This window comes from Serratia sp. J2 (genome assembly GCF_046269175.1).
Classification (GTDB): domain Bacteria; phylum Pseudomonadota; class Gammaproteobacteria; order Enterobacterales; family Enterobacteriaceae; genus Chania; species Chania fonticola_C.
The window spans coordinates 54269-80164 of sequence record NZ_JBKABN010000005.1; the positions used below are offsets into that span (position 1 = coordinate 54269).

The following is a 25896-nucleotide window of genomic DNA, read 5'->3' on the forward strand; positions in this document are numbered from 1 at the left end:
GTTCAAGTATTCACCGCATTTGTTGTATTTTCTTTACCTGTTTTCTCGGCCAATTCCTGCTGCTGCCTTTGTAAGGTGCGGGCTAAAATGGCGGAATACAATGGCTTACCGCCCAGAAACTGCGCCACCAGGGTCGCGCCGAGGCAGGTGATAATCATCGGTAAAATCAGCTGATAGTTATCGGTCATTTCCAATACCAGCACAATACCGGTTAACGGCGCACGCACGGTCGCGGCAAACAACGCTCCCATGCCCGCAATAGCAAAGGTGCCAGCCTCAAGCCCATACTCTGGGAACAGGTGAGCGCCCAAAAGGCCAAAAGCGGTGCCTAGCAGCGTCCCCAGAGCGAGCATCGGTGCAAAAATACCGCCCGGTGCGCCTGAACCGAAGCAGAGCACCGTGGTGATCACCCGTGCGATAAAGATAAACAACAGCATGCCAACGCTGTAGTTACCCGCCGCCGCGATCGGGATCAAGGACGAACCGCCACCCGCGGCTGCTGGCTCGATCAGCCCAAGCACGCCACAAGCGCCCCCTAGCAGAGCACCAATCAGCAGGAACTTGCTCATCTTGCCACCATGGAAACGGGCAAACATATCCTGCGTACGAAACACCAGTGCGTTAAACATCACCCCTACCGCGCCAAACACCGTCCCCAACACCAGGTACAACCACAGCGTATTGAGCGGTGCCGAAGCGAGTTTACCCACCTCGATCAGCGGACTTTCACCATTAAAAATGCGAAAGACAATGCTCGACATAATCACGCCGATAAACACCGCCTTGATGGAAATCAGGTTGTAACGAAACTGCGGCCGCATCTCTTCAATAACGAACAAGATCCCTGCCAGAGGGGCGTTAAACGCGGCGGAGAGACCGGCTGCGGCACCGGTAGCCAGCATGGAGTGGCGCGCTTCCGCACTGCGCATACGGAAAATATCCAGCACCATTCGCCCAGCATTAGCCCCCATCTGTACCGTCGGCCCTTCACGCCCTAGCACCATGCCAGCGCCGAGCGTCCCCATACCGCCGATAAATTTCACCGGGATCACCCGCCACCAGCGCACCGGGCGTAACTCTTCCAGCGCCCCTTCAATCTCTGGGATCCCTGAACCACCCGCCTCTGGCGCAAAACGTTTGACCAGATAAAAGCCAAAAGCGGCCAGCATGGCAGACAAAATAAACGCCAGCGGCCACACCAGGAACCAGGAGTTGGCGACAGAGGCCAGGCCCGACAGCCGTTGCTGTTGCACCCACTCCACCGCTTTATCAAAGGCGACGCCCAACAATCCCGCCAATGTCCCTACCACCGCCGCCATGATCAGGATGGCAACCGGCGTTTTATCCTGGCGAATAAACTGACGGACTCTATGGTTGCGAGTCAGGCGCACGCCTGAAGCCGCAGGAGGCTGTTGCTGTAATTCAGTCATAGTGAGTTCATTATTGAATTGAAAAATCAGACTAATAGCGATGTAAGCTATTCTAGCTCAGTCGCTGTCTTACCGCCCCCTCAAAATAGGTATCGGTCTATGATCGTTTCATAACTCCGTACTCTCCACTAGAATAGCGCGGTCAAATCATTCAAAAGCAAACCCAGGAGCCGGTTTATGAGCTTACACAGTAAGTCCGAAAGTCTGTACGCCCAGGCGCAACAGCTGATCCCAGGCGGAGTCAACTCCCCAGTGCGTGCATTCACCGGTGTAGGCGGTACCCCGCTGTTTATCGAACGTGCCGACGGTGCCTATCTGTTTGATGCCGATGGTAAAGCCTATATCGATTATGTCGGTTCCTGGGGCCCGATGGTACTGGGCCATAACCATCCGGCGATCCGCAATGCGGTGATCGAGGCGGCACAGCGCGGCCTGAGCTTCGGCGCGCCTACCGAGATGGAAGTGAAAATGGCCGAGTTGGTGACCAATCTGGTGCCAACCATGGATATGGTACGTATGGTGAACTCCGGTACCGAAGCCACCATGAGCGCCATTCGTCTGGCGCGTGGCTATACCAACCGCGACAAGATCATCAAGTTTGAAGGCTGCTACCACGGCCACGCCGACTGCCTGCTGGTGAAAGCCGGTTCCGGCGCACTGACGCTGGGGCAGCCGAACTCACCGGGCGTGCCGGCAGACTTCGCCAAGCACACGCTAACCTGTACCTATAACGATCTCGACTCCGTGCGTACCGCATTCGAGCAGTACCCTTCAGAGATCGCCTGTATCATCGTTGAGCCGGTGGCAGGCAACATGAACTGCATTCCACCGCTGCCAGACTTCCTGCCGGGGCTTCGCGCCCTGTGTGACAAGTATGGCGCGCTGTTGATCATTGATGAAGTGATGACCGGTTTCCGCGTCGCGCTGGCCGGTGCTCAGTCTTATTACGATGTGGTACCAGACCTGACCTGCCTGGGCAAAATTATCGGTGGCGGTATGCCGGTGGGAGCCTTCGGTGGCCGCCGTGAAGTGATGGCCGCTCTGGCACCTACCGGGCCGGTGTATCAGGCTGGTACGCTGTCTGGCAACCCGATTGCCATGGCCGCCGGTTTCGCCTGCCTGACCGAGGTTTCCCAGGTTGGCATTCACCAGACCTTGACCGAACTGACCAACAAGCTGGCAGAAGGCCTATTGGCGGCGGCCAAGGCAGAGAACATACCGTTTGTCGTGAACCATGTAGGCGGCATGTTCGGGTTGTTCTTTACCGATGCGCCAACGGTCACCTGCTATCAGGACGTGATGGGTTGCGATGTCGAGCGCTTCAAGCGCTTCTTCCATCTGATGTTGGATGAGGGAGTTTATCTTGCCCCGTCGGCATTCGAGGCTGGCTTTATGTCTGTCGCACACAGCGACGAAGATATACAGCGCACCGTCGATGCTGCACGCCGCTGCTTCGCCAAGCTGTAATCTTCTGGCGGGCGCCACTCGGTGCCCGCCGTTACCTTCAGAGCAAGGTACCGTAAATCGTCAATATCGCCACGACCACCACCACAATCAGGGTCACTTTACGCGCTAACGTTACCGCGGCGCGCGGCGTTTGAACCGGGTCCATATGCGGTTCACGGGCCAAAGAGAACTGCGCCAAACGCGTCAACACCTGATACTGCGGAGTATGACGATCCCCCAGCGAAGCAAACCACGCAGGCAGCGCCCTTTCACCATGCCCAATCAGCGCATACGCTACCCCAGCCAGACGAACCGGGATCCAGTCCAACACATGCAGCAGGAAGTCGATCCCCGTTTGCGAGCGTTGCAGCGGTGAAAGATGCCGTGCCAGCCAGGTTTGGTAGGCCCGTAGAAAAGCATAGCCTGCCAGAGCGAGCGGCCCATATGGCCCGCACACCGCAAACCAGAACAGCGGTGCCAGATAGTAGCGATAGTTAATCCACAGCAGCGCGTTTTGCAGCTCACGCAGACGTTCTTCTGCGCTGCATTCCACCGGTAAACCGTGGATCAGCGCCAGCTCTTCCGCCATCTGATCGCTGGCGTGGGTATCGCCCTGCCGCGCGGCCTGCAAATAGGCCCGATAATGTTTGCGTGTGATCCCGGCCCCAACGCACAGCAGACCAATCACAATCCACAGCAGTAGCGCCACAACGCCGAAGAACAGGCCCTGGGCCAGCCACAGGATGCCCCAGACGATAAACATCCAGACCAGGGTCATTGCCAACGTTTGTGCCAAAGAAAACCGATGCAGCCGCTGAAACACCACTTCTAAACGATGATCCAACTGCCAATGCTCACCCAGTTTAAACAGGCGTTCCCACGCCAAAACCAGTAACAGCGTAAACAGCGTCATTAGCTAATCCTCTCCTTCTGTCTGTTCCCCAGCATAATGCTTGCGGTGGTACGAGTGCCAGCAGCAGAGTAGCATGTTTCCGAGAAGTGAATTTAATGCATTGATAATAAATGGATTAGTTTCCTGTACTGCCACATCAAGCACGGTACCCGGCAGTCGTGGCCTGTTGATGTCAGTCAGTACAAAAAATCATCTTGACGGACACTATTTTCAGTTGCCCAAACGTAGTCCTAAAATAACGCGGTGAATGACCTATATCCAGTATTTTATTAATACTGAATATAGGCCTGATTACCCTATGATGAAAACGTTATAGGTTAAAAAACACGTTCGTCACCATTGGCCTGCAATAATATTAAGGCTGCAAAGCTTCCGTATATTCAGCCACGCTCACTCTAATTGCTGAGTATTGGCAAGTATACACGGTATGAGGTTGATTCGAGGGATCACTGAATGGCTCTTTATACCTTACCACAGAGTAACCGTTGGAATCGGGAACGATCACTTCTGTGGCACCTTGACTTGCCTGATAGTATTGCCCATCGGATAAATCCTTAAATGCGAACTGATAGATAGGACCTATCTGGAGCAACCCATTATTATCGACACTACGCCGATCGTTGGTCATCCAACCGCCTGTTAGACGAACATAAGTATTATCAATGGTATCGCCAACTTCTGCTTTATACAGTCGATAGAGAACATTTAACGGTAGCTTTTTCATATTAAATCCTCGTAATACACCTGTGGTGTAAGTTATAAGTTATTGCAAAATTCTATTGATGATTTTATTTATCCAACAGAACACTGTCTGGATAAACAGTATGCCAAATAATGGAAGGTTGAGATATTCAATGCGGTTGTGTTGGCGGTAGCACAACTTGCAGCATGGCTAAGGTGGCACGCCGTAGGGGCGCTGCATGTCGCGCCCGTGTTAAGGTCAGATGTGGGAGTAAAATTGTGGCACATTCAGTCCCCTCTCCCTGTGGGAGAGGGTTAGGGTGAGGGGGATTACAGCATCACTAACCTATTGATATTACGTAGAACTAGCGACTGGCACGGGGCTATAAAACAGAGTAGCATGTGGATCCACCGACCTATCGTCCATTTCCGGAGTTTGCCATGCCGACCCGTCGCTACAGTGCCGACAGCCGCCGTACCGCGCTTCTCGAACGTATTGCCAATGATGTCCCTGCCACCGTCGCCCAGGCGCTGAGCGAAGATCTAGGGGGAACCGTGGATGCCGAGCGCGATATCACCGCGCAACTGCTACCCGCAAATAAACAGGCCAAAGCCACGGTGATCACTCGTGAACCCGGCGTCTTCTGTGGCCGCCGCTGGTTGGAAGAGGTGTTTATCCAACTGGGTGGGCAAGTGAAGATCGAGTGGTTGGTGGAAGATGGCGATAAACTGGTGCCCAACCAGTCGCTATGCCGCCTGAGCGGCCCGGCGCGTATATTGCTGACGGGCGAACGTACCGCGCTGAACTTCGTGCAAACGCTCTCCGGCGTAGCCACGGCGGTAAGCCGCTATGTAGCGTTGCTGCAAGGCACACAAACCCGGCTGCTGGATACCCGCAAGACACTGCCCGGCCTGCGCACCGCGCTGAAATATGCCGTGCTGTGCGGCGGTGGCAGCAATCACCGCCTGGGCCTTTCGGATGCTTTCCTGATCAAGGAAAACCACATCATTGCTTCTGGCTCGATCAAAAACGCGGTAGAGAAAGCCTTCTGGCTGCACGCCGACGTGCCGGTAGAAGTGGAAGTAGAATCGCTGGATGAGCTGCAACAAGCGCTGGATGCCGGTGCCGATATTGTCATGCTGGATAATTTCAGCGTCGAGATGATGCGTGATGCCGTTGCCCTGGCCCAGGGACGCACGCAGTTGGAAGTTTCCGGCAACGTCACCGATCAAACCCTGCGCGAGTTTGCCGAAACCGGAGTGGATTATATCTCTGTCGGGGCGTTGACCAAACACGTTACCGCGCTCGATCTGTCAATGCGTTTTAACTGATCTATTATTGGCAACGCCTCTTCCTGGGGCGTTGTTCCTTATGTGAGAGCCACTCACACAGCATCTCCCTACCTACCAATGCGGATTTAAGCGAACACGTTGATAAACTCAGCAATAATACCAAAGGCTTGGGGTCAGCTCCCCGACCATCTGGACTCCATCATGGGGCAGCCAACTGTCGGTAAAGATGCTTTGTACCGCGATCAGTTGGGCATAGTGGCGGATCCCCAGCTTGTGCATGGCTATTCCCTTCTGTGTGGAGATAGTTTTGATACTGCGCCTCGTCAGCGTGGCAATTTCGGCGGGAGTCATCCCCTGTATCAGGTACTCGACCACCTGCCGCTCACCCATAGACAACGTTTCCTCATCACACCCCGGTAAAGTGCAGCCAGCCCGGCTATCCTCCCCCAACAGAATCTGACGCAATTGCGCATGCCATAAGACTAACGGTTGCCCCAGATCCACGATATGTCTCACCCCCAGACGGCGCAACCGAGTCACCAGATAAGGAATGGGGTCATCCAGAATAGCCATCAGCGCAACGCCGGGAAAAGAGATACGCACCTGCTGAATAAAGCGCAAGGCTAGCAATAAGTCTGTCTGTTGCCCAACGTGCAATGACATAACCAGCACATCCACCGGCTGTGCATCCAGATACCATTGTGCTTCAGCGGCTTTCTGGCAGTGCCAGACTCGCGATAGCGAGTGGGTGTTGAGCAATGCCCAGATCCCAGCCTGAAAGAAACGGCACGGTGAAACTACTGCCACCCGGTACCGCTTCTGGTTAATCATGTCGTTACATACCAGGGGGAGTTTGGCGTGCTGTAGGGCGTGTCGGTGACCTGACTGCGTAAATGCTGGAACAGTTCCGCATCATTGCGAACCCCCAACTTGCGCATGCTATTGCACTTATGTGCGCTGATGGTTTTGACACTGCGATGCAGTAAATCAGCCACGTCAGAAACGCTCATTCCCTGCTGCAAGTACTCCAGTACCTTATGTTCCGCCTGCGTCAACACCACCAAACTGTCCTGCACTTGCGCAGGAGTGGCACTGTGCAGCAGGTACATTGCCATACTGGGGCTACAAACCTTGGCACCGGTCAACGCCTGTGCCATATCACGGCGAGTCTGCTCCTGCGACTCCTGGCGGGCAAGCAGGCTGATGTGCGGCCGGAGATTCAAACGCGTCAACAACGCAATGTCCCGGCAATAGGTGCACACCACGATACGCAGCGCGGGCGCACGTTCAGAGAGCATCAGCAACTGTTGCGTGTCGCGGGCAATCTCCTGCGGCGAGCCACTGAGCACCACCGCCAACAGGTCAATTTGTGGCGGCGCCCATTGCGCCAGCAATTGCTCAAGCGAAGAGACCATCACCACCAGATGCATAGGGGGATCAAGGTTCTGAATAAAATGTGCCATCCCTGCCTGAAGCAAGGGGATAGGGGCAACAACGGCCAGTTTGACAACCGATAAAGGCGTATTCATGAGCGACTCCTAGATCAGTAATCCATTACGCGCCAGATAATCTCCACGTGTATAGAGATCGCTATCACTATGGAAGCCGAGCTTAATCATGGCACGGCGTTTATGGGTGCTGATGGTGCGCACATCCCGAGCTAGCACCCGCGCCGTGTCGGTCACGGTTCTGCCAGCAAACAGGCACTCCAGTACGTCCATCTCACGTCCGGTTAGCGACAATGACGGCGCGCCATTGCCAATCAGGTTCACCGCTGACGGGCTAAGACTGGACAACCCCGCCATCGCGCAGAGAACGCCTTGTGTCAGTGATGACAGGGGATCCTGTTTAAGGTAGATACCGCTGACCCTCAACGTTCTCAACTGTGCAAGCAGGTGCGGCTCCTGCAAAGAGGTGGCGACGATAAGCGGCACCCGTGCCCAGTACTGGCGTAAATGGCTAATCATTCGCAGCCCCTCCAATACCGACTCACCTTCGCCACACAGTTCGGTGATCACCACATCCACCTTGCCTTGCTGCATCGCCACTGGCAGATCGCACACCTTTTCTACGTGCACACAATCCATGACCTGAAACTGTGGTGGCTGGAATGCAGAGCAGATCCCGGCACGCGTTATCGGGCAAGCGTCCATGAGCAATACCCGGTCGATGCGGCATGCCGTCTGCATTTTCGGTAGGGGTGTGTTGTTCCATACGGTTGATGTCATCATGATAATAGTTCCGTTATTAATGACTCAGCTTGTCCTGATAGGTGCTGGCACCCAAAATAGACTTGGGTGCCGATGTTAAAGCTTGCTACGCCAATACACACAGCGGCCAGGGAAACCAACGCCGGCCGTCAAACTCGATCGCGTTTTATCCCCTGAGCGAACTGACCTTGCTCATCAGTTATAGGTAAAATCGACTGACATTACCGCAGCGATATTACCCGGCGTAACCGTCCCTTTGGCATAAGCACTGGCTCTCAATGCAAATGTTGCCGAGTTTCCTACCACCGTCATATCCATGGTAGATCCTGGGTTTTGCAGGGCATTCGGAGCCGCATCCTGTTTAACTTCTACCGCCACGTTACCTGCCATACCCGTACCGCTGGTCGTCGCATAGCGCCCGCCAGCCGCAGCGTCCGTCGTGCCGCTAAATGATGCGGTAACTTTGCTGGTTGTCGTCGGACAGTCCTTCACTACCAGCTTGAAGGGCACCGGTGTAGAAGTATTTCCCGCCGTCGACAGGCTGGTCGCCTGAATGTTGGTCCCCAGATTGACGTTCAAATCTGAGTTGGTGGTATCTACCGTGCAGGGCGAAGCGACCACAACGCCGGTAATATTAACTTGAGTTGGAGCCGCCACTACCTGATTAACACCGGCCCCCAAAACCAATAAGGCCAGTAGCGTACGTTGAGTTTGTTTTTTCATGAGGTTTCCTTACTGTTCCCGTCTGTATTCAGGCAGGGAATTCCTGCCTGATTTCCTTGAGTTAAAAAAACTTAATTAATTTCGGCATTAATGGTGGCCACAGCATTAAACTGCCCTATCGCCGGGGGATTGCCAGTCACGTTCATCGGTGCCAGACTCATAGAGCTGGTCCCAGTTTGTGAAGAATAGTCGAAGGTGACAGGCAGATTTCCATTGACCGGCGGCACGATATTACCGTTCGCGTCACGTACCCGAACCCCGATATCATTATTGTCCGTCTTCAATGCGGTTGGGTCCCCCCCCGATGGCTCACCACTAAAGGATAAGCTGACGACAACACCGTTAGAAATATTGTTACAGGCCAGCGTCATATCAACGACTTTGGGGGTAAACCCATTGGCAATTTCACCGGGATTCTTGATGTCATTTGACATGATATTGCCAAACTTGACATTAATGACCTGCCCGGCATTAATTTCACAAGATTGTGGTACCGTTACCGATCCGCTCATATAGACAGACGACATCGGCATCCCGCCATAGGATCCACTGACTTTTGTGCCATAAAGGTCCAGGATCTTAGTGCTTGGGATGACGACCTGCCCCACAAATGGCCGGGTAAAGTATAAAGACACATAGCCATTAGCGCCGGATATCCAGTTCGTCACACCCGAACAGGCACTGGGAAATAGATTGTCCACGTTAGGGAATGGGGTGGCAACCCATTCCTTCAGGTTCCCTCCAACATATAATTCAGTTGCCACTTCCAGATATTTATTTATTGAATAAAAATGTAATCCATCAAAGTCCCGCGTAGCTGTCAGATTGCCCGGTACCACTGCCTTATAGAAGGTGTTGGCTGAGGCGGTACAATCACAGTTGGCAGCGTAATTCGCAGCTAAATTCCACTGGTAGGTTTGATGAAAATACATGCCAGCCTTGTTGTCCGCTGGATTGTCGTACTGTTTGACAAAGGGGAAGTTATATATCTTCGTGCCGGTTACCGTGGTACACCACCCGGTTGCAGCAAAGCTTGATACGGAAAACAGGCACAGCAGGCCGCCCAATGTTAATTTAACTAACCTGATTAACTTCATCATCGTTCCTTACCGGCACTGCGCATTCAGCATCTGAATGCCAGCACTTTCCGTTGTCTGTTTTGTCAGTGAGTAACTCACCTGACACTGTTGGTCTGAACCGCTGCCCCACTTCACATTCAGGCTGCCGCTGTCTGCCATCCCGGTCAGATAAACCTGGCCACCGTCCCCGACGATAAAGCCCTGTGCTGTTTGCTGTGCCGGATCGCTCACCGTGGCACCGAACGGTACCGGTGCGCCCCCCTGGCGTAACAGCGTCATCAGTATTCGCTGGCCCACGTTGGCCTGGAAGTTGGCTCGAACTACAGCACCACGGGTTGGCACCACGTTCTGAGAGGTCAACTCCACCTCAACGTCATCCGCCATAGTTTCGGTATTCAACTGCACCTGATTTTTGCGATAAGGGCTGACGTACGGCACGATGGCATAGCCACGCCAGTCGGTTTTAACCCCGGTCTGGTTGTTAACTCCCGTGCCACCGGCTCCTGGTGCTTTCACCAGCGCAATGGTTTCCCCCAACGGCTGGCCGAAGGTCACCCCGTCCTGGTGCGCTATAACGCCGCCCTGCAGGCCGTAGTTCAGTCGTTGACTGTTGCGATCGTAGGCATAACCCGCTAACACTTCCCCATAGGTACCGCGATAGTCGGCATTCAGGTTGCCGCCGTTGCCGATGCCCTTGTTGCCATAGCTTTGCTGTACGCCCCAACTCAGGTTGTTGTCCGCTAACGCCGTGCCGTTCAGGCCGACGGAGTTGTTGGTGGACCCCTTCTGGCTGGTGTTCAGGTTGTAGCTGGCATAAGTCCTGCTCAACCAACGATCCAGCGGTATGCTGACGTTAAGCGCAAAGATCTGATCGCGGTCATAAACGGCGCCACTGCTGTTGCCACTGGCCGTCGAGTTTTCGTTATAGCTGTAGCTCAACCCGTAGCTGATACCGTTCCAGCTGTTGTTATAGCCGGCACCAATCGAGCGTAAGGTACGATCGCTGTTCCAGTAATCTTCGCTGACCCAGTTTAATGACAGGGTTCCCGCCGCATCTCCCAGGTTCTGGCTGATGGTCAACTCGCTGCGGTTGCGCTTGCGGTCGGTGAGCCGGTAACTACTACCGTCACGGTAGGTGTCCAATACTTCCTGCAAACTGTAGTAGCCCGCGGTTGAGTAACGGTATCCGGCAATCGAGAAGTTGGTACCCGTCTGTACGAGGTTCTTGCTGTAACGAACTCGCCATGATTGGCCATCGGTTTTAGGTTGGTCTTGCATCGTAGACCATGCCTGGGTCACGTCTGCCGATATGGCACCGATGTCACCCATGTTCTTGCCTAGCCCCAAGGCCACAGACTGGTACTTACTGGCAAACTGGCCACCGCCGTAGGCAGTAAAGCCATTGGACAGACCATAAATCGCTGTACCCTGGCTAAACAGGGTCTTGTCTATGCTGTTGTCATAAGAACGGTACTGCCCACTGGTGACCGAGTACTTCAAACGACCTTGACGCTGCAGCACGGGCAGCGAGGCAAACGGCACCACTATCTGCTGTTGGCTACCGTCGGCTTCCTTAATGGTCACCAGCAGGTCACCGCTGCCCCCGGTAGGGAACATATCGTTGATTTCAAACGCACCTGGAGCCACGTAGGTCTGGTAAATCACGTAGCCGTTCTGGCGGATAATCACCTGCGCATTGGTTCGTGCAATACCCCGTACCATTGGCGCATAACCCTTCAGGCTGTCCGGTATCATTTCGTCGTCCGAGGCCAACTGCCCACCACGGAACGGTACGCTGTCGAACACGTCCGAAGGCGAACTGCTATCCCCCAGCGTCATCTGACTTTTCAGCGCGATAATGTCACGCTGGGCATAGGTATAGATAGTGTCCCATTTATCCTGGCCGTCACTGCTTCGGCTCCAGGTCGTGTAATTACGCAACCGCCACGCCCCGAGGTTGACACCTGGCCGCAGGTTGACGTACTGGCTGTTGCTGTCTTGGCTATTACCATTACGTGCATAAGTGTTGGCACCGCTCATGCTGTAGTTGAGCAGCAATGCCGGGATACCTTGATCCCACTGGCTTTCAGGAACGTAACCACGTGCTTTCTGTGAGAGGGCTGCCTGAGGAATACTGATCAGCAATTGCTGTTCGCTGAAACGGAACTTGGCGCTGGCTTGGGGAATGGCACTGATGTTGGCGCATTGTGACTTGGCATCACCGAGCCCTGGGAATAAATCGGTTTTCACCCCCAAGGCATTGAGTTGCTCTACGCTCAGACAAGGTTGCAGATGCTCTTTGCCATCAGCCCCTTTTTGCATACTGAACGTCACATCCCGTGTGTCCTGCTGTTCGTTATTGAGATAGATATCGACCCGATAGGTGCCTGGTGCCTGACCTATGCCTTCTTCAAAAACGGTTAAATCTGTCGCCCCCTGGTTTGGGTTATCCATTTGCAGCAGTGCAGGGTTAAAATAGTCACGCGCCTGTACGCTAAAGGATAGGGTACCCATCAATGCCAGCTGGGCAGCGATCAAATACGCCAGCCTACTGACGCGCGGCGAGTGCCCGGCCTGGCTTTTATAATTATTCATCCGTTTGACTCCATTGCCTACAGGGTGAAACTACCCCCTGTGTCCTGTGCCCCACAGCCTGTGGGGATCCCTGCTCTCTGAACGCTATAACGACGCGAGTTGCTCTTTACTTACCGCCCCGTAGTCATTGATAATTTTCCAACTGAGCGGGCCGCCGCTCACTCCGGTTGGCAGTGCAAAGCTTGTCGTACTCATCGGAGCCACATAGGTCACATCGCTCAATTTCTTGCCTGCAACCTTCACTTCATAGAAATTCATATAAAACGGCGTCGGGTTGGTCACCTGCAGGTTATTACCACTGCGTTGCCAGGTCAGTTTCTCTGTGACTTGCTCCGGCGTGCCTTTGATGCCCTGCGGGCGGTAAATCAGCTTGATGCGCGTTTTCACTGCAATTTGCAGCGTATTGCGGACTTCAGCTTTGCTGGCTGCGGGGATGGACTTGATGTTCATCCAATACAACGATTCTTTATCGGAGGACAGATTGCCCCCTGCACGCACCACGCGCAGGACGTTTTTCTGGTCGCCATCCAGGCGGAACAGCGGCGGGGTCACCACAAAGGGGGCTTTCTCAGCGCCACCTGCGGTGGTCTCTACCCAGGTCTGGATGAGGTACGGCCCCTTGTCCGGGTTACTGACGCTCAGTGAAGACTCCTTTTTACCGCCTTCATAAATCAGACGCGTACCGCCCACAATCACACCGGCCTGAGCAACACAGCTCATCATCAGCAAGCTCGTCAGCACTGTGGCAGGAATAAATTTCATACAAACACCCCGTGAAATGAGACATAAAGGCCAGCTCAACTGCCGCTGGCCTGAAATCAGAACAACTAATCTCTACGTCGAATTGGTAAAGTCTTAGTTGTAGTTAAGGGTGAAGCTAGCGGTGGAGTTCGCAACACCAGAAGTGATGGTGGAGGAGGTAGAGATATAACGTGCAACGAAGTTCAGATCGTTATTACCCACAACCAGTGGATATGATTTAGATGCGGTAAACAATGGAACTACAGCGTTAGCGTCATCGCTCAGCTGAATACCAACACCTGTTGCGCCACCAGCAGTCAGTGCCAGAACGGTGTTGTCACCAGACACAGCGATACCGTCAAATTTGACCGAAGCTTGAGTTGCCGCAGCCGGGCAACCTGTCAATTTGATGGTGAAATTGGTTGCAGAAGATTTAACACCCGCAGTCGGAACGCCACCCACGTTGAAAGAAGTGGTAGCGACTTCACCCAGATTCACTTGCAGTGGGCTGCCTGGGTTGTTAGTCACAACACAAGCGTCATCGGTGATTTTACCTACGAAATCCACTTGACCATCAGCAGCGGCAGCAGCGGTAACGGCAAACACAGAGGAGGCCAATACGGCAACAGCAATCAGATTCTTTTTCATACAACACTTTCCTTTAATGTAATGCACCCATGTGCATAGCAAAATTATTTGACATAGCCTTATGTCGTTCCCTGTTTATTTAGCTCCAAGCGAGAACCTCTCCCGTTAAATAACCCATCAAGCCGTTAAGCCTTATCTAACCGACGAGTCATTTTGAACTAAAGTGTACCGTCCAATTATTTATGCTGAAATTTCCTAGCCACCAGCATTAAACTTCAACCAGTGAACAATTAACGAACAAACATGAAACGTTAAGGCTATCTACAGTGCCGAGGGGGATTTTTTAGACCTATCAGTAGTGGGCTTGAACAGCCACTAATGGGGGAGAGCGCAATGATGAATAGTTGTCCAGAAATCAATTTAACACATTGATATTAAACATTATTTAAAAATTAGGAATGTTGCCATAACAAATTTGTTGACTCGCAAAAAGATAATCCTTAGAGTGCGTGACAGTTTAGTTCAAAGTGTACCGGGTGAATTAAATTATTACATTTTGTTTACCAGACTTCTTTAAATCTCCGCGCATTGCTGGCCGTATAAAGTACGGTGTGCTGAATATTCTTATGCCCAAGAAAATCCTGAATCAACCGAGTATCTATCCCGCGGTCTGCCAGCGCGAATCCACAACCATGTCGCAGCATGTGAGGATGAGCGTTAACCTCCAGACCAGCCAACTCGCTATAATTACGCATTAACCAGTAGATACGCTGGCGGGAGAGATGGTTTCCCTTCTCGGAAAGAAATAACCAGTCGCTGTCGGCACCTCGATAAGTGCGTCTGACCTTTAACCAGGCGCGTAACGCTTTATGTTCTTTGGCATATAAAGGATGAATGGTGGAAAAGCCGTTTTTCAGGCGGTGGATATAAATGCTTTTGCCCTCCAAATCGATATCGGAAAGGCGCCAGCGGTTGATCTCACTGACGCGACATCCGTGGATAAAACACATCCAAATCAAACAGTAATCGCGTTCAGCGTGTTTACCATGCTGAGTAGCTCCTAGCAGACGCGCAACTTCGGAAGGAGTCAGATGCTTGCGATTATTCATAGTGCCTCACTGTGACTTTACTAAAAAATGTGCAGGGCTATTCATCCTTTTACATACCTACAAGATTCATAGGATCGCTGATGCAAGGGTTGCTACAGCTTCAACCTATCCCAGATCAGTATAGCGGAGAGGAAAAAAGACAACAGCCATGGAATTGCTAAGGATATCCGACAAAAAAAAAGAAACGCCATAGAAAAGCCAATACCCTATAAATTAAAGGATTATTCTTTCTTAAGTGAGAGATGAATCCGAAAAAACAATTCAATCACAATGCAATGAAATACCTTATCAATAATGAGCGCAGTAGCCAATATTGTATTTATATATTATGCCTTCATGAACTCCTTATCCATGAGCGCATAATAAATTAGGGGTAGTTATATATCTAATGTTAAACCCAACCAAGATTGGATGAGTCTAACCATTATAGATGAATTAAATAAACTGTTTTTCAAGCAGATTTGAATTATATTCTAATCGAGCGAAAACGCCCCGCGTTACTGGCCGTGTAAATTACCGTATTCTGAATATTTTTATGGCCCAGATAATCTTGGATTAAGCGAGTATCAATGCCGCCATCAGCCAGTGCATAACCACACGCGTGGCGTAACATATGCGGATGCACGGGGACATTCAGTCCAGCAAGTTCACCATACTCGCGGAACAGGCGATGCATCTGCTGGCGAGAAAGTCGTCCCCCCTGGCGTGATAGAAACAGAAAATCACTGTCTGCTTCAAGATATTGCGGGCGCAGGGCCAGCCAACTGACCAGTGCAGAGTGCTCACGCGGCTGGATCGGATGTTGGACGGAAAAACCATTTTTCAGGCGATTGACATACAATTTTTTGCTGAGTAAATCCAGATCCTGCAGGCGCAGATTACAGAGTTCGGAGACGCGCAATCCATGAATGAAGCAAACCAGCAACATACATTTATCGCGGACGGTATTCTTATGATCAGGAATTGCATCAAGTAAACGCTGTACTTCATCCATGCTCAAAAACTTACGATTGGTGTTAGCCGACATGCGGTATTTCCCTATACACGTTTTTCCAGATATTGGATTTAACGACATAAGAAAATTCTGGTCAAGCTACAACCTGATGCTCAGCATAACTTTGTGGAATAAATCGAATTTCAGCGGATTTAGTGCCATTTATTCATTTCACCCCGTGGTAATAACGTGTGGAACAGTCTGTTTTTTGAACAGTCAATTTTAACAATGGTGCTTTATTTAACCGCGCAGATCGTAAGCTAGACTCACCATTTGATAGAAAGAGGGGGAGATCGTGGATGCTCTGAGGTGAGGCAATAGGGGGTTATCGAAAGTACTTGGGGTATGCAGAGATACCCCAATAGAAGAGTAAATCAGACTTACCTTAGACGGTCAAACCCCCGTCAAGGATCAGGCTTTGGCCCGTCATATAACGGCTGTCATCACCGATGAGAAACGCGGTGGTACGCGCCACTTCGCTGGCTTTGCCCAGGCGGCGCAGAGGAATTTGCTTGCGCAGCGCCTTCAGCGCCTCCGGCGGAATGGCCTGCGTCATCTCGCTTTCGATAATCCCGGGCAACAGGCAGTTCACACGGATACCAAAACGGGCCACTTCCAGCGCCAGAGATTTCCCCATGCCGATCATCGCCGCCTTACTGGCCCCATAGGCCGTTTGTCCGGTATTGCCCTTGATGCCCGTCACCGAAGACATCAGCACCATCGCCCCCTCCCCCTGCGCCATCATGGCGGGCAGCAGGTGGTGGTTCCAGTAGAAGATGGCGTTCAGGTTGGTGTCGATCACCTGCCGCCAGCGCTCACCGGTTTGCTGGATATGCAAATCATCCAACGTGATCCCGGCGTTATGGATCACCGCAAAAGGTGCACCGAGGCGTGCCAGCAACGGCGGAGCCACAACGTTCACCGCCTGCTCGTCACTGCCGTCACAAACGCAGCTTTCCACCCAACCCGGCAAACCCGAGCAGGCTTCAATCACCGCCGTGCTGGCTGACTGAGCGTGACGGCAGGTGAACACCACGTTCCATTGCTTGGCCAGTTCTTCCACCAATGCTCGGCCAATCCCCCGGCTACCGCCAGTCACTAATACCCATTGTTTAGTCATAGGGTTATTTTTGCGCGTCGGCCAGGCTTTGACAGAATTCACCCAGCGTCATATTCGGCTGATTGATGAACATTTCGGCGTTGAGCGTGACTCCGAACTCGCGTTTGGCCAATACCATCAGCTCCACATAGTCCAGGCTGTCCAGCTTCAACTGCTGCAGGGGCATCTCTGGCGCCAGATCGGCCATCTCGAGATCTTTGGCATCACAAATCATTTCCGTAACGGTGTCGTAAACCTGTTGGTAGTTTTCCATGGTTATATCCCTGTGGTTAATTGTCGGCCAATGGCCATGTTTTTAAGGTCACCGAGGTGACGAGCAGAGGCTGCCGCTGCGTTCTGGCCTCGATCACCGCGCGTAACACAAATCCGCTGCTTCGGTCCCCGATAACCAGCATCGGCTGAATGCGGTAGTAGAGCCGATCTTCGGGTTCAAATAGCGTTTCGGGGTTGAATAATCGGGCGCTGAAGTGGGTCTCATGGTGCGTCTGTACCACCGGGATCTGAGCAAACACCTCAATCAGCGTAGCAACCTGCAGTTCCGGCAGCGCCGTCGTCAGCGCCGCCAAGGTTTCCGGGGATTTCACCAGCAATTGGAACAGCAGGGCGTCAAAGAAACTCCACGCCTGAGTGGCCTCCGATGCCTGCCCCGGGAACCGCTGGCTGAGAGCCATCACCTCGTTAACGGTCAGCGCATGCTCATACTCAGAAGCTACCAGCTCTAACGACTGAGCCGGAGCCAGTTTGCTGTTGAAACAGCTTTCCTGCGTGACACTGTCCAGCATCTTGCCGGTGATCTGCTTGCCATTGCCCACAATCTGCAAGTGATACGGCGTCTGGCACAGCACCGGCCGGCGCATGCGGGTGCTGAAAACATAAAAGTCATGCTCCAGCGGAGTCGCAAGCAACACCGCACTCAGATGACGTTTCATGTCCAGCATCGCACGCATCCCATGGACGCTTAGCTGGTCGGCCCCCATTTTGCGCACGTGCTGCAGATCAAAGTGGATCGGGTTGTAGTCGCCGGAAAAGGCGGCCCACTCCTCGGCATCGCGCAAGGTGTAGTTGAGGATCATGCTCATGCCCGCCCGATAACCAAGGCCGCGTTAGCGCCGCCGAAACCAAAGCTCAGATTCAAGATGTTCTGTAGCCGTGCCGGGCGATGCCCTTCGCTGATGTAGTCCAGATCGCACTCCGGATCGGCATTTTTCAGGTGACAGGTGGCGGGCATCAGTTGGTGCTGCAACGCTTGCAGACAGATGATGGATTCAAAGCTGCCGGCCGCCGCAATCAGATGCCCGGAGTAAGACTTGGTGCTGGAAAGCGGCGTGCTGTAGGCCGCCTCGCCGAAGGCCAGCTTGATCGCCTGGGTTTCATTCAGATCGTTGAGGGGCGTAGAGGTGCCGTGTGCATTGATATAGTCAATCTCCTCCGCCGTCACCCCGGCCTGCCGCAAGGCGTGCTGGATGGTTTTCACCCGGGCAATCTTGTCTTCCGCCGGGGCGGTAAAGTCGAAGGCATCGGAGTAATTGCCGTAGCCCTTGATTTCCCCCAGGATGGTTGCCCCACGCGCCATCGCGGCTTCGCGCTCTTCCAGGCACAACACGGCAGCGCCTTCGGAAAGGACAAAGCCGTTGCGATCGAGGCTGAACGGGCAGCAGGCCTTGCTGGCATCATCCTGCTCACTCGCCAAGGCGCGCAGGATATCGATGTTCCACACGGCAGCATCGGTACACAACGACTCACCTGCCCCGGCCAGCATCATCGAGGCACGGCCACTGCGGATCACCTCAAACGCATCGCCAATGGCGATCGTTCCGGTCGCACAGGCCGCAATCGGGCTATTCTGATAGCCGCGCAGGCCCCAGAACAGGCTACAGGCGGCCGTCGCGGCATTCGGCATGGACAGGAAACAGCCAAAGGGTGAACCCAACCCCGTGCGTAGATAACCTTCGTAATTAATGTGGGTTTCATCCTGACCCGCCCATCCGCTACCGATGATGGTGCCGCACTCCAGCAGATCGTAATAGGCCGCCGGGCTCTCCCCATGGAAGGCCATCTCCATTGCTTCGCGGGCCGCCCCCAACGCCAGGCGGGCAAAACGTGGCAGACGGCGACGGATCGCAGCAGGGACTCCCTTCAGGCTGGGTTCATCGTCGATCACCCCGAAGAAACGTGACTGGATCCCCACGGCAGACCGATCGAAATAGCGGTAGCCCAACTGATAATCCATAATCGCCGCCCAGCTCTGCTCGGCATTCATCCCCAATGGCGTGACCGCACCAAAACCTGTAACCACCACGCGACGTGACAAAGCATCTTTATTCATGATCTCATCCTGTTATATCACTGTCTTTTTCCACACCGCCGCCCAATGCCAACCACAGTTTCATAGTGGCATTGAGGTAGTTGTACTGCAGATCTGACAAATTGGTTTCGATGGTCAGCAGATCGTCCTCAGCATCTAGTAGGCTCTGGAAAGAGACGGCCCCCGCCTGGTACTGGCTTCTGGCCAATACCAGGCGCTGCTGGCTAAGCTGCAGATTCTGTTGCTGATTGATTTTTTGCTGCTGATAGCTAAGGCGTTGCGACATGGCGTTATCCACATCGGCAAGCGCGTTGTAGACCTGGCTACGAAAGACGATCGCCGCCTGTTTGACGTCCAAATCCGACTTCTCAATGGTCAATTGCACCGTGTTCCATTGCACAAACGGCAACGCAGCGTTGGCTCCCAGCGTCCTGACCGGATCGCTGAACCATTGAGAGAAAATGCTGCTGGCAGAACCGAGTGAGGCCGCCAGTGACAGCGATGGGTAGAAGCTCAAACGCTGCACGTCCGACCCTGCCAGAGCTGCGCGCAGACGCCCTTCCGCCGCCTTCACGTCTGGGCGACGGGCAATGACTTCAACCGGCAGCACTTTGGCAATTGGCACATCCTGATTGATGTCCAGCGAGCTGCGTTCTGCCTGACGATCGGTAGGCGAACGGTTAAACAGGATCGCCAGCGCATTACGGTTCTCTTCCCGCTGCTGTTGCAGCGTGCGATAGGCATTTTCACGATTGAGCAACGACTGTTTCGCCTGTAACAGATCGAGCTGCCCAGCGGCACCGGAAGCATAGCGTGACTGAACCAGAGCCAGCGTCTGCTGACTGATTTCCAGACCCGCTTGCTGCTGTTTTATCTTCTGGTTAAGGTTGGCGATCTGCCAATAATACTGTGCCGTATTGCCGATGAGCGTCAGCGCGGTGTTTTGCCGATCCTGCTCCGTGGCTTCAACCTGCCACTGCGACTGCTCCCTGGCTCGGGCCAATTTACCCCACAGATCCAGCTCATAGCTCAGCGACAACGTCGTGCTGTAAGACTCCGTCGGAGTAGTATTATTCCGCAGATTTTTGCTGTTGTTGGCGCTACCCGTAACTGAAACATCAGGCGTTAAATTGGTATCGGTTAACCCGGCTGCCAATCGGGCCTGCTGGAGCTGTATGCCCGCGATGGCCAGATCGTTGTTGCTGGTCAGCGCGCGTCCGATCAGCATCGAGAGCTGTGGATCCTCGAAGTTATCCCACCAGTGGTCAGTGTGTTGCAGATAGCCAGAACCGGTATCCTGCACTCGCCACTCAGCGGGCACCGACAGCATTGGCCGCTGATAATCGCTTTTCGTCAACGAGCCACAGCCGCTCAGCAGCAGGGGCAACAGCATCACCAGAGAAAGTTTGTTGTTCATCATTCGCGCGCCAGCGCCTCCGTTGGATGAAGACGTGCCGCATTGCGCGCCGGGAAAAAGCCAAAGCCCAGGCCGATCAGTGCAGAGAACCCGCAGGCAAGTACCAACGGTGGCCAGGTAAAGATCATGGTGAACTCTTTGGTTACCCACGAGAAGATCACCCCGGCCAACCCGGAGCCAATAATGCCGATCAGCCCGCCCAGCGAGCAAATCACCATTGCCTCAATCAGAAACTGGCGCATGATGTCCGCAGGCCGCGCGCCGACCGAAAGACGGATACCGATCTCGTGGGTACGCTCGGTGACCGACACCAGCATGATGTTCATCACGCCAACCCCACCCACCAGCAGTGAAATCCCGGCAATGGCGGTGATCAGCAGATTCATGGAGTCCGATGCCTTGCGGATGGCCTGCGTCATCTGATCGTTGGTCTGGGTGTAAAAGTCACGCTGGCCATGAGCCTGTTCTAATAATTTTTCCACGCGCCCCTGTACTTCATGCGGTGAAAGCCCGTCACGTACACGCAAGGTCATGGACTCGATCGGCATATCGCCGGACATGCGCTCCAGCAGCGCGGTATAGGGCATCCAGGCACCCAGCATCATGCCGCTGAATTTGCCGCCTTTACGCTCGGCAATGCCGATCACCCGGTAAGGCGTACCGCCAAGCTGGATGATTTCCCCTTCTGGTGTTTCATCCGTTTCAAACAGCGTATCGCGTAATTCCGGGTCAATAATCACCACCGGTTCCCGCTCGTCCAGATCGCGCTGGGTAAAACCGTTACCAGAGATAAAATGCAGGCCCTGCACGCGGAAATAGGCATTGCTGATGCCGGAAATCGCCACCATCACCTCTTTACCACCGCGCACCGCAGCCACGGTTTTGCTGACGACTGGCGACACGCTGTCAACATACTGCTGGCGAGCCAACAGTTCTACATCAGAGACCTTCAGTGCACGGGCAAAGTCAGGCCGTACTTTCCCTCTCCCCTCACCAGGGCGGATTTCCAACGTGCTGTTGCCCAGTTGACCGATCTCCCTAAGAATATTTTGCCGTGCGCCCTCACCCACCGCCATTGACGACACCACGGAAGAGACACCGATAATGATGCCCAACATCGACAGGAAGGCTCTGGCACGGTGCCCCATCAGCGCACGCCAGGCCATCTTGATCGCCTCTTGTACGCTCTGCCAAAACGGCATGCGTCCTGTGGCAGCGACCACCGGCAATACGGGCCGGGTTTTCTGTGGCGCGACCGCTTCATTGCGCCTATCGGCAATAATTTCACCGTCGCTGATTTCAATAATACGCTGCGCCTGGTTGGCGACATCCCGATCGTGGGTGACGATAATGATGGTGTGCCCCGAGCGATGCAGGGAGTGCAGGATTTCCATCAACTCCTGGCCACTGGCACGATCGAGCGCACCGGTCGGTTCATCGGCCAGAATAATTTCCGCCCCGTTCATCAACGCGCGGGCAATACTGACGCGCTGCTGTTGCCCGCCGGAGAGCTGCGCGGGTTTGTAGTTCATCCGCTGTTGCAACCCAAGCCGGGTCAGCAGGTATTCGGCCCGCGTCTGGCGTTCCGCCGCAGGCATCGCGGTATACAGGGCAGGAATGGCGACGTTTTCGCTGGCGCTCAGATAAGGCATCAGATGATAACGCTGGAAGATAAACCCGATGTACTGGCTGCGTAACTCGGCCAACTGCTCACTGCTGGCGAGTTGGGTGGAGATACCTTTGATCTGCATCTCACCTTCGGTGGGTTTATCCAGGCAGCCGATGATGTTCATCAACGTGGATTTCCCCGAGCCGGACGCACCAACGATCGCCACCATCTCGCCCGGTTGGATGGAGAGGGAGACATTTTTCAGTACCGCTACGGTCTGCAACCCAGAAACAAAATGCCGGGAGATACCGCTCAGTGAGATCAACGCCGAAGATGGCTTAACCATTGCTAGCGCTCCCCGCCAATACCACGCGGTCGCCCTCTTTCAGCCCTTCTTTGACTTCGGCAAACTGGCGGTCGTTCAGGCCGATGCGCACCCAGCGTGACTCAAGCTGTTTACCGTTCATCACCTGTACCTGATAACGATCTTTACCCTGTTGTTCACCAAAGGCGGCCACCGGGACACGCAGGGCGTTCTTCGCCTGCTCGGTAATGATAAATACCTGGGCGGTCATCGAAGTACGCAACAGGCGCTTACTGTTGGCGATAGCAAATACGCCGCTGTAATACACCGCCGAAGCCTGCTGATTGGAGGAACTTGATGCGTTGTCTTCCTGCAAAGCCTCATTGGGGGCTTCCTGGATAGAGCCCATCACGCTTTCGTAGCGCTGTTTTGGATCGGCCACCACGTAAAACCACAGCGGTTGCCCCACGCGCACCTTCAGGATATCGGTCTCCGAAATACGGGTGTGTACCGTCATGGTATCCACATCCGCCAGCACCAGAATGGTCGGGACGGTTTGTGACGACACGATGGTCTGCCCTTCCTTGGTCACAATACCCAGCACTTCACCGTCGATCGGCGCAACGATGCGGGTAAAGCCCAGATTGGCCTTGGCCGTTTCCAGTTCCATCTGCGCCTGGACGATCTGCGCGTCGTTGACCTTCAACTGGGCAAGCTGGGTTTGGAACTGCGCCTGTGCCTTTTCCAATTCGCTTTTCACCCCTGAACCATCACGATCCAGCTTTTGCTGACGCTTCAGCTCCTGTTGATACTGTTTGAGCGTTGCCTGGGTGACTTGCTTTTGCGCTTCGGCGCTTTGCAGGGCCGCCTCCGATTTACGCAGTGCGTTCTGTTGCAAGGTCGGATCGATTTCCGCCAGCAACTGCCCGCGGGTGACACGATCGCCCTGCTTCACATACAGCTTTTGCAATTGCCCGTTAACCTGGGCACCAACGCTAACCTGCAGTGCCGGTTTAAGAATGCCGGTGGCCAGCACGGTTTTTTCGATATCGCCACGGGTGATCTCTTCGGTGTCATAGGCATTTTCCTGTGTGGGTACAGTGACGTACCAGACGATCGCACCCACCGCCACCAAACACAGCAAGGCCATCGGCACCAGCCAGCGTTTGGTTATGCCAAGCCGTTTCAGCTTCATCAGCACACCGCCGTAGTCAGTGTCGGTAGTGTTTCGACGCTGGCCACATGGCCATTGCTCACGCGGAACACCCGATCAAACATCGGTAATACGCTTTCGCTGTGCGTTACGGTGATCAACGTTTTATGCCGCTCGCGACAATGTGCCAGCAAGGTGGTCATCACCTGATGCGCCGTTTCCTCATCCAGGTTGGCCGTGGGTTCATCCAACACCAGCACCGGACGATCGCTGTACATGGCACGTGCCAGCAACAGGCGTTGACGTTGCCCCTGAGACAGCCCTGCATGGCTTTCACGGATCAGGGCATTCAGGCCGCCCGGCAATTTCTCGATCACCGGGGCAAGATTCAGCCCCTCCAGCGAACGCTCAATCTGCCGATGCTTTTGCTCATTAAAGTTCTCATCAAACAGCGTGATGTTTTCCAACACCGTGGCATTGAACAAGATGTCCTCCTGGCTTTGCAGGAAGAACAGCGCGTGCACCTGCTGATAATCGAGCGGCTGACCATCCACCATTACGTCCCCTTGCTGTGGTGGCATCAGGCCGGTCATCACCTTCAGCAAGGTGCTTTTACCCGCGCCAGATTCACCGACAATGGCAATGCTTTGCCCCGGCCTGAGCGACAGCGAAAGATCGTGCAGCACCGGTTGCTGGGCGTCATAGGCAAAGGCGATATGGTTATAACGCAGTTGCGAGGTGAACGACGGGATGGGCGCAGGGACCGCATCATTGCCTAACGCCGGTGCAGAACGTGACGGAAACAGATCCCGGGCGCGGGTATCAATCACATTCAGCTGATTCTTTTGCAGAATGGAATAGAAAATTTTGGTGATGTAAGAGGTGAAGATTTCACGCACAAAGCTATAGGCAAAGAACTCCCCGAGCGTGATAGTTTCGTTTTTCAACAACGGCAGCGCCAGGAACATAAACAGCACCATCTCCAGGCTGCCGATCAGCTGATACAGGCTGCTTTTGACCTGCTCGTACATTCTCTGCTGCTGGCGGCAGGTAAACAGCGCCAGGGCATATTTGGCAAACAGGCCCTTGCGCTGGCTATCGAGCCCAGCGGACTTGATGGTAGCGAACCCTTGAATGCTCTCAAGGATAAAGTCGCTCTGATCGGCCGTTTTGACCTGCATTTGCTGGGTAAAATAGCGGTCACGATAGATGGCCCAGACGCTAACCAGCCCCATCAGGGTGACACTGATGCCAGACACCATGGCCAGCAGCGGGCTCATATAGCACATCACCGCTAGCGCGATGGCACCGATGATCCAGTCGGTACGCAGGCCGTTATCCAGCTCGATTTTAATGCCCGAGGCCATCTGCCAACTGGCAAAACGGCTAAAGACGTCACCTGGTGCACGTTTATCAAAGAAATTCAGTGAATTACTGAGCAAGCGCGAGAAACCGGCCACGCTGTTGACCACCACGAAACGTTTAATAAATCGCTCGGTGATCCAGCGCACGCCGAAGGCCAGCGTGGTCGAAACGACAAACGCCAGCAGGAAGTAAAAATAGGGGAAATCTGTTTTTCCCGCAGAAGAAAAGACCTGGTTGATGGCGCTACTGACCATCGTCGGCATGATAAACAGGGTTAACGAGATCAGAAACGCCAGTATCATCAATCGGTAAATGCCGGGGATACGTGCCGTTTCTTTCAGACTCATGGTGTCGAACATGCGAAAGCGTTTACTGCGCTGCACGTTGGCCAGCGCCTGCGGATCGGGCTGGGTTTCATTGTCCAGCACCAGCGCATAGCCGCTGATATCCAGTTTCAGCGCATCAATCGGCAACAGTTGCTGACCAATGCCCGGATTCATCACGCAGACATGGTTGCCTTTACGGTAGGCCAGCACCACGTAATGGCTGGCGCCATAATGCAAAATGGCGGGCAGCGGCAGTTCTGCCAGTTCGTCATGCTCAAAAGCCACGGGATAAGCGGGCATCGCCATTTCGCCCATGATATCGCACAGCCTGGCCAGCGAGGTGCCATGCTGCGAGGCCGGATAGCGTTCACGCAGGCTTTCCAGCGAGACATCAATCCCCTGGGTTTCCGCCATCATGGCGATGCAGGCCAGCCCACATTCGTTAGTTTCGCCTTGAAAGACCAGCGTCGGGATTATCTTTTCCATGATCTGACT

23 protein-coding genes are annotated in these 25896 nt (G+C 53.9%); 2 read left to right on the forward strand and 21 right to left on the reverse strand.

The window, feature by feature from the left end; genetic code table 11:
* Positions 1-2 precede the first annotated feature (2 nt).
* On the reverse strand, positions 3-1430 hold the full coding sequence (gene clcA / locus ACKWMY_RS07095; RefSeq protein WP_409486107.1) for a H(+)/Cl(-) exchange transporter ClcA: 1428 nt from the start codon (positions 1428-1430) through the stop codon (positions 3-5).
* Positions 1431-1607: 177 nt separating this feature from the next.
* Between clcA and hemL the strand changes: the two genes are divergently transcribed.
* On the forward strand, positions 1608-2897 hold the full coding sequence (gene hemL, locus ACKWMY_RS07100) for a glutamate-1-semialdehyde 2,1-aminomutase (RefSeq protein ID WP_024483481.1): 1290 nt from the start codon (positions 1608-1610) through the stop codon (positions 2895-2897).
* Positions 2898-2934: 37 nt separating this feature from the next.
* On the opposite strand, the gene ampE is transcribed toward hemL, so the two are convergent.
* Both ampE and ACKWMY_RS07110 read right to left on the reverse strand, forming a co-directional pair.
* Entirely contained in the window at positions 2935-3789 is an 855-nt protein-coding gene (gene ampE / locus ACKWMY_RS07105) for a beta-lactamase regulator AmpE (protein WP_309046860.1), read from the reverse strand.
* 355 nt (positions 3790-4144) lie between these two features.
* Positions 4145-4513 (reverse strand): hypothetical protein, encoded by a 369-nt coding sequence (locus tag ACKWMY_RS07110; protein ID WP_199063588.1) that lies wholly within the window; start codon positions 4511-4513, stop codon positions 4145-4147.
* A gap of 398 nt (positions 4514-4911) precedes the next feature.
* Here ACKWMY_RS07110 and nadC point away from each other — a divergent pair, with 398 nt between their 5' ends.
* The gene (gene nadC, locus ACKWMY_RS07115; RefSeq protein ID WP_409486108.1) at positions 4912-5802 is read left to right on the forward strand and encodes a carboxylating nicotinate-nucleotide diphosphorylase; all 891 of its coding nucleotides are present in this window, start codon (positions 4912-4914) and stop codon (positions 5800-5802) included.
* 108 nt (positions 5803-5910) lie between these two features.
* Here the strand turns inward: nadC and ACKWMY_RS07120 are convergent, their stop codons facing one another.
* The 18 genes from ACKWMY_RS07120 to ACKWMY_RS07205 form a co-directional block, all read right to left on the reverse strand.
* Positions 5911-6594 (reverse strand): helix-turn-helix transcriptional regulator, encoded by a 684-nt coding sequence (locus tag ACKWMY_RS07120; RefSeq protein ID WP_409486109.1) that lies wholly within the window; start codon positions 6592-6594, stop codon positions 5911-5913.
* Positions 6591-7292, reverse strand: coding sequence for a response regulator transcription factor (locus ACKWMY_RS07125; protein ID WP_199063591.1), 702 nt, complete (start codon positions 7290-7292; stop codon positions 6591-6593). The genes ACKWMY_RS07120 and ACKWMY_RS07125 overlap by 4 nt, the downstream gene beginning before the upstream one ends.
* A 9-nt stretch (positions 7293-7301) precedes the next feature.
* On the reverse strand, positions 7302-7994 hold the full coding sequence (locus ACKWMY_RS07130; RefSeq protein WP_080660661.1) for a response regulator transcription factor: 693 nt from the start codon (positions 7992-7994) through the stop codon (positions 7302-7304).
* 174 nt (positions 7995-8168) lie between these two features.
* Entirely contained in the window at positions 8169-8696 is a 528-nt protein-coding gene (locus tag ACKWMY_RS07135) for a fimbrial protein (RefSeq protein ID WP_409486110.1), read from the reverse strand.
* Positions 8697-8767: 71 nt separating this feature from the next.
* The gene (locus tag ACKWMY_RS07140; protein WP_309046858.1) at positions 8768-9796 is read right to left on the reverse strand and encodes a fimbrial protein; all 1029 of its coding nucleotides are present in this window, start codon (positions 9794-9796) and stop codon (positions 8768-8770) included.
* Positions 9797-9802: 6 nt separating this feature from the next.
* The gene (locus tag ACKWMY_RS07145) at positions 9803-12370 is read right to left on the reverse strand and encodes a fimbria/pilus outer membrane usher protein (RefSeq protein WP_309046857.1); all 2568 of its coding nucleotides are present in this window, start codon (positions 12368-12370) and stop codon (positions 9803-9805) included.
* 84 nt (positions 12371-12454) lie between these two features.
* Positions 12455-13132: a molecular chaperone gene (locus ACKWMY_RS07150; RefSeq protein ID WP_409486111.1), complete on the reverse strand. Its 678-nt coding sequence runs from the start codon at positions 13130-13132 to the stop codon at positions 12455-12457.
* A 93-nt stretch (positions 13133-13225) separates the two neighbouring features.
* Positions 13226-13759 (reverse strand): fimbrial protein, encoded by a 534-nt coding sequence (locus ACKWMY_RS07155; RefSeq protein ID WP_065687067.1) that lies wholly within the window; start codon positions 13757-13759, stop codon positions 13226-13228.
* 500 nt (positions 13760-14259) lie between these two features.
* Positions 14260-14808 carry a tyrosine-type DNA invertase gene (locus tag ACKWMY_RS07160; RefSeq protein ID WP_065687068.1) on the reverse strand — a complete coding sequence of 183 codons (549 nt, stop codon included), beginning with the start codon at positions 14806-14808 and terminating at the stop codon, positions 14260-14262.
* Between the two features lie 466 nt (positions 14809-15274).
* Positions 15275-15835: a tyrosine-type DNA invertase gene (locus ACKWMY_RS07165; protein ID WP_024529774.1), complete on the reverse strand. Its 561-nt coding sequence runs from the start codon at positions 15833-15835 to the stop codon at positions 15275-15277.
* Between the two features lie 352 nt (positions 15836-16187).
* Positions 16188-16922 (reverse strand): SDR family oxidoreductase, encoded by a 735-nt coding sequence (locus tag ACKWMY_RS07170; RefSeq protein ID WP_199063498.1) that lies wholly within the window; start codon positions 16920-16922, stop codon positions 16188-16190.
* 4 nt (positions 16923-16926) lie between these two features.
* Positions 16927-17175, reverse strand: coding sequence for an acyl carrier protein (locus tag ACKWMY_RS07175; protein WP_409486112.1), 249 nt, complete (start codon positions 17173-17175; stop codon positions 16927-16929).
* Between the two features lie 16 nt (positions 17176-17191).
* Positions 17192-18001: a MaoC/PaaZ C-terminal domain-containing protein gene (locus tag ACKWMY_RS07180; protein WP_074028515.1), complete on the reverse strand. Its 810-nt coding sequence runs from the start codon at positions 17999-18001 to the stop codon at positions 17192-17194.
* Positions 17998-19248, reverse strand: a complete 1251-nt coding sequence (locus ACKWMY_RS07185; protein WP_074028513.1) for a beta-ketoacyl-[acyl-carrier-protein] synthase family protein — start codon at positions 19246-19248, stop codon at positions 17998-18000. The genes ACKWMY_RS07180 and ACKWMY_RS07185 overlap by 4 nt, the downstream gene beginning before the upstream one ends.
* Positions 19249-19252: 4 nt before the next feature.
* Positions 19253-20647 carry an efflux transporter outer membrane subunit gene (locus tag ACKWMY_RS07190; protein WP_409486113.1) on the reverse strand — a complete coding sequence of 465 codons (1395 nt, stop codon included), beginning with the start codon at positions 20645-20647 and terminating at the stop codon, positions 19253-19255.
* Entirely contained in the window at positions 20644-22599 is a 1956-nt protein-coding gene (locus tag ACKWMY_RS07195) for an ABC transporter permease (protein WP_074028511.1), read from the reverse strand. The genes ACKWMY_RS07190 and ACKWMY_RS07195 overlap by 4 nt, the downstream gene beginning before the upstream one ends.
* Positions 22592-23752 carry an efflux RND transporter periplasmic adaptor subunit gene (locus tag ACKWMY_RS07200; protein ID WP_309046854.1) on the reverse strand — a complete coding sequence of 387 codons (1161 nt, stop codon included), beginning with the start codon at positions 23750-23752 and terminating at the stop codon, positions 22592-22594. The genes ACKWMY_RS07195 and ACKWMY_RS07200 overlap by 8 nt, the downstream gene beginning before the upstream one ends.
* On the reverse strand, positions 23752-25887 hold the full coding sequence (locus ACKWMY_RS07205) for a peptidase domain-containing ABC transporter (RefSeq protein WP_024527153.1): 2136 nt from the start codon (positions 25885-25887) through the stop codon (positions 23752-23754). Before ACKWMY_RS07205 ends, ACKWMY_RS07200 begins: the two co-directional genes overlap by 1 nt.
* Between the last annotated feature and the right edge of the window lie 9 nt (positions 25888-25896).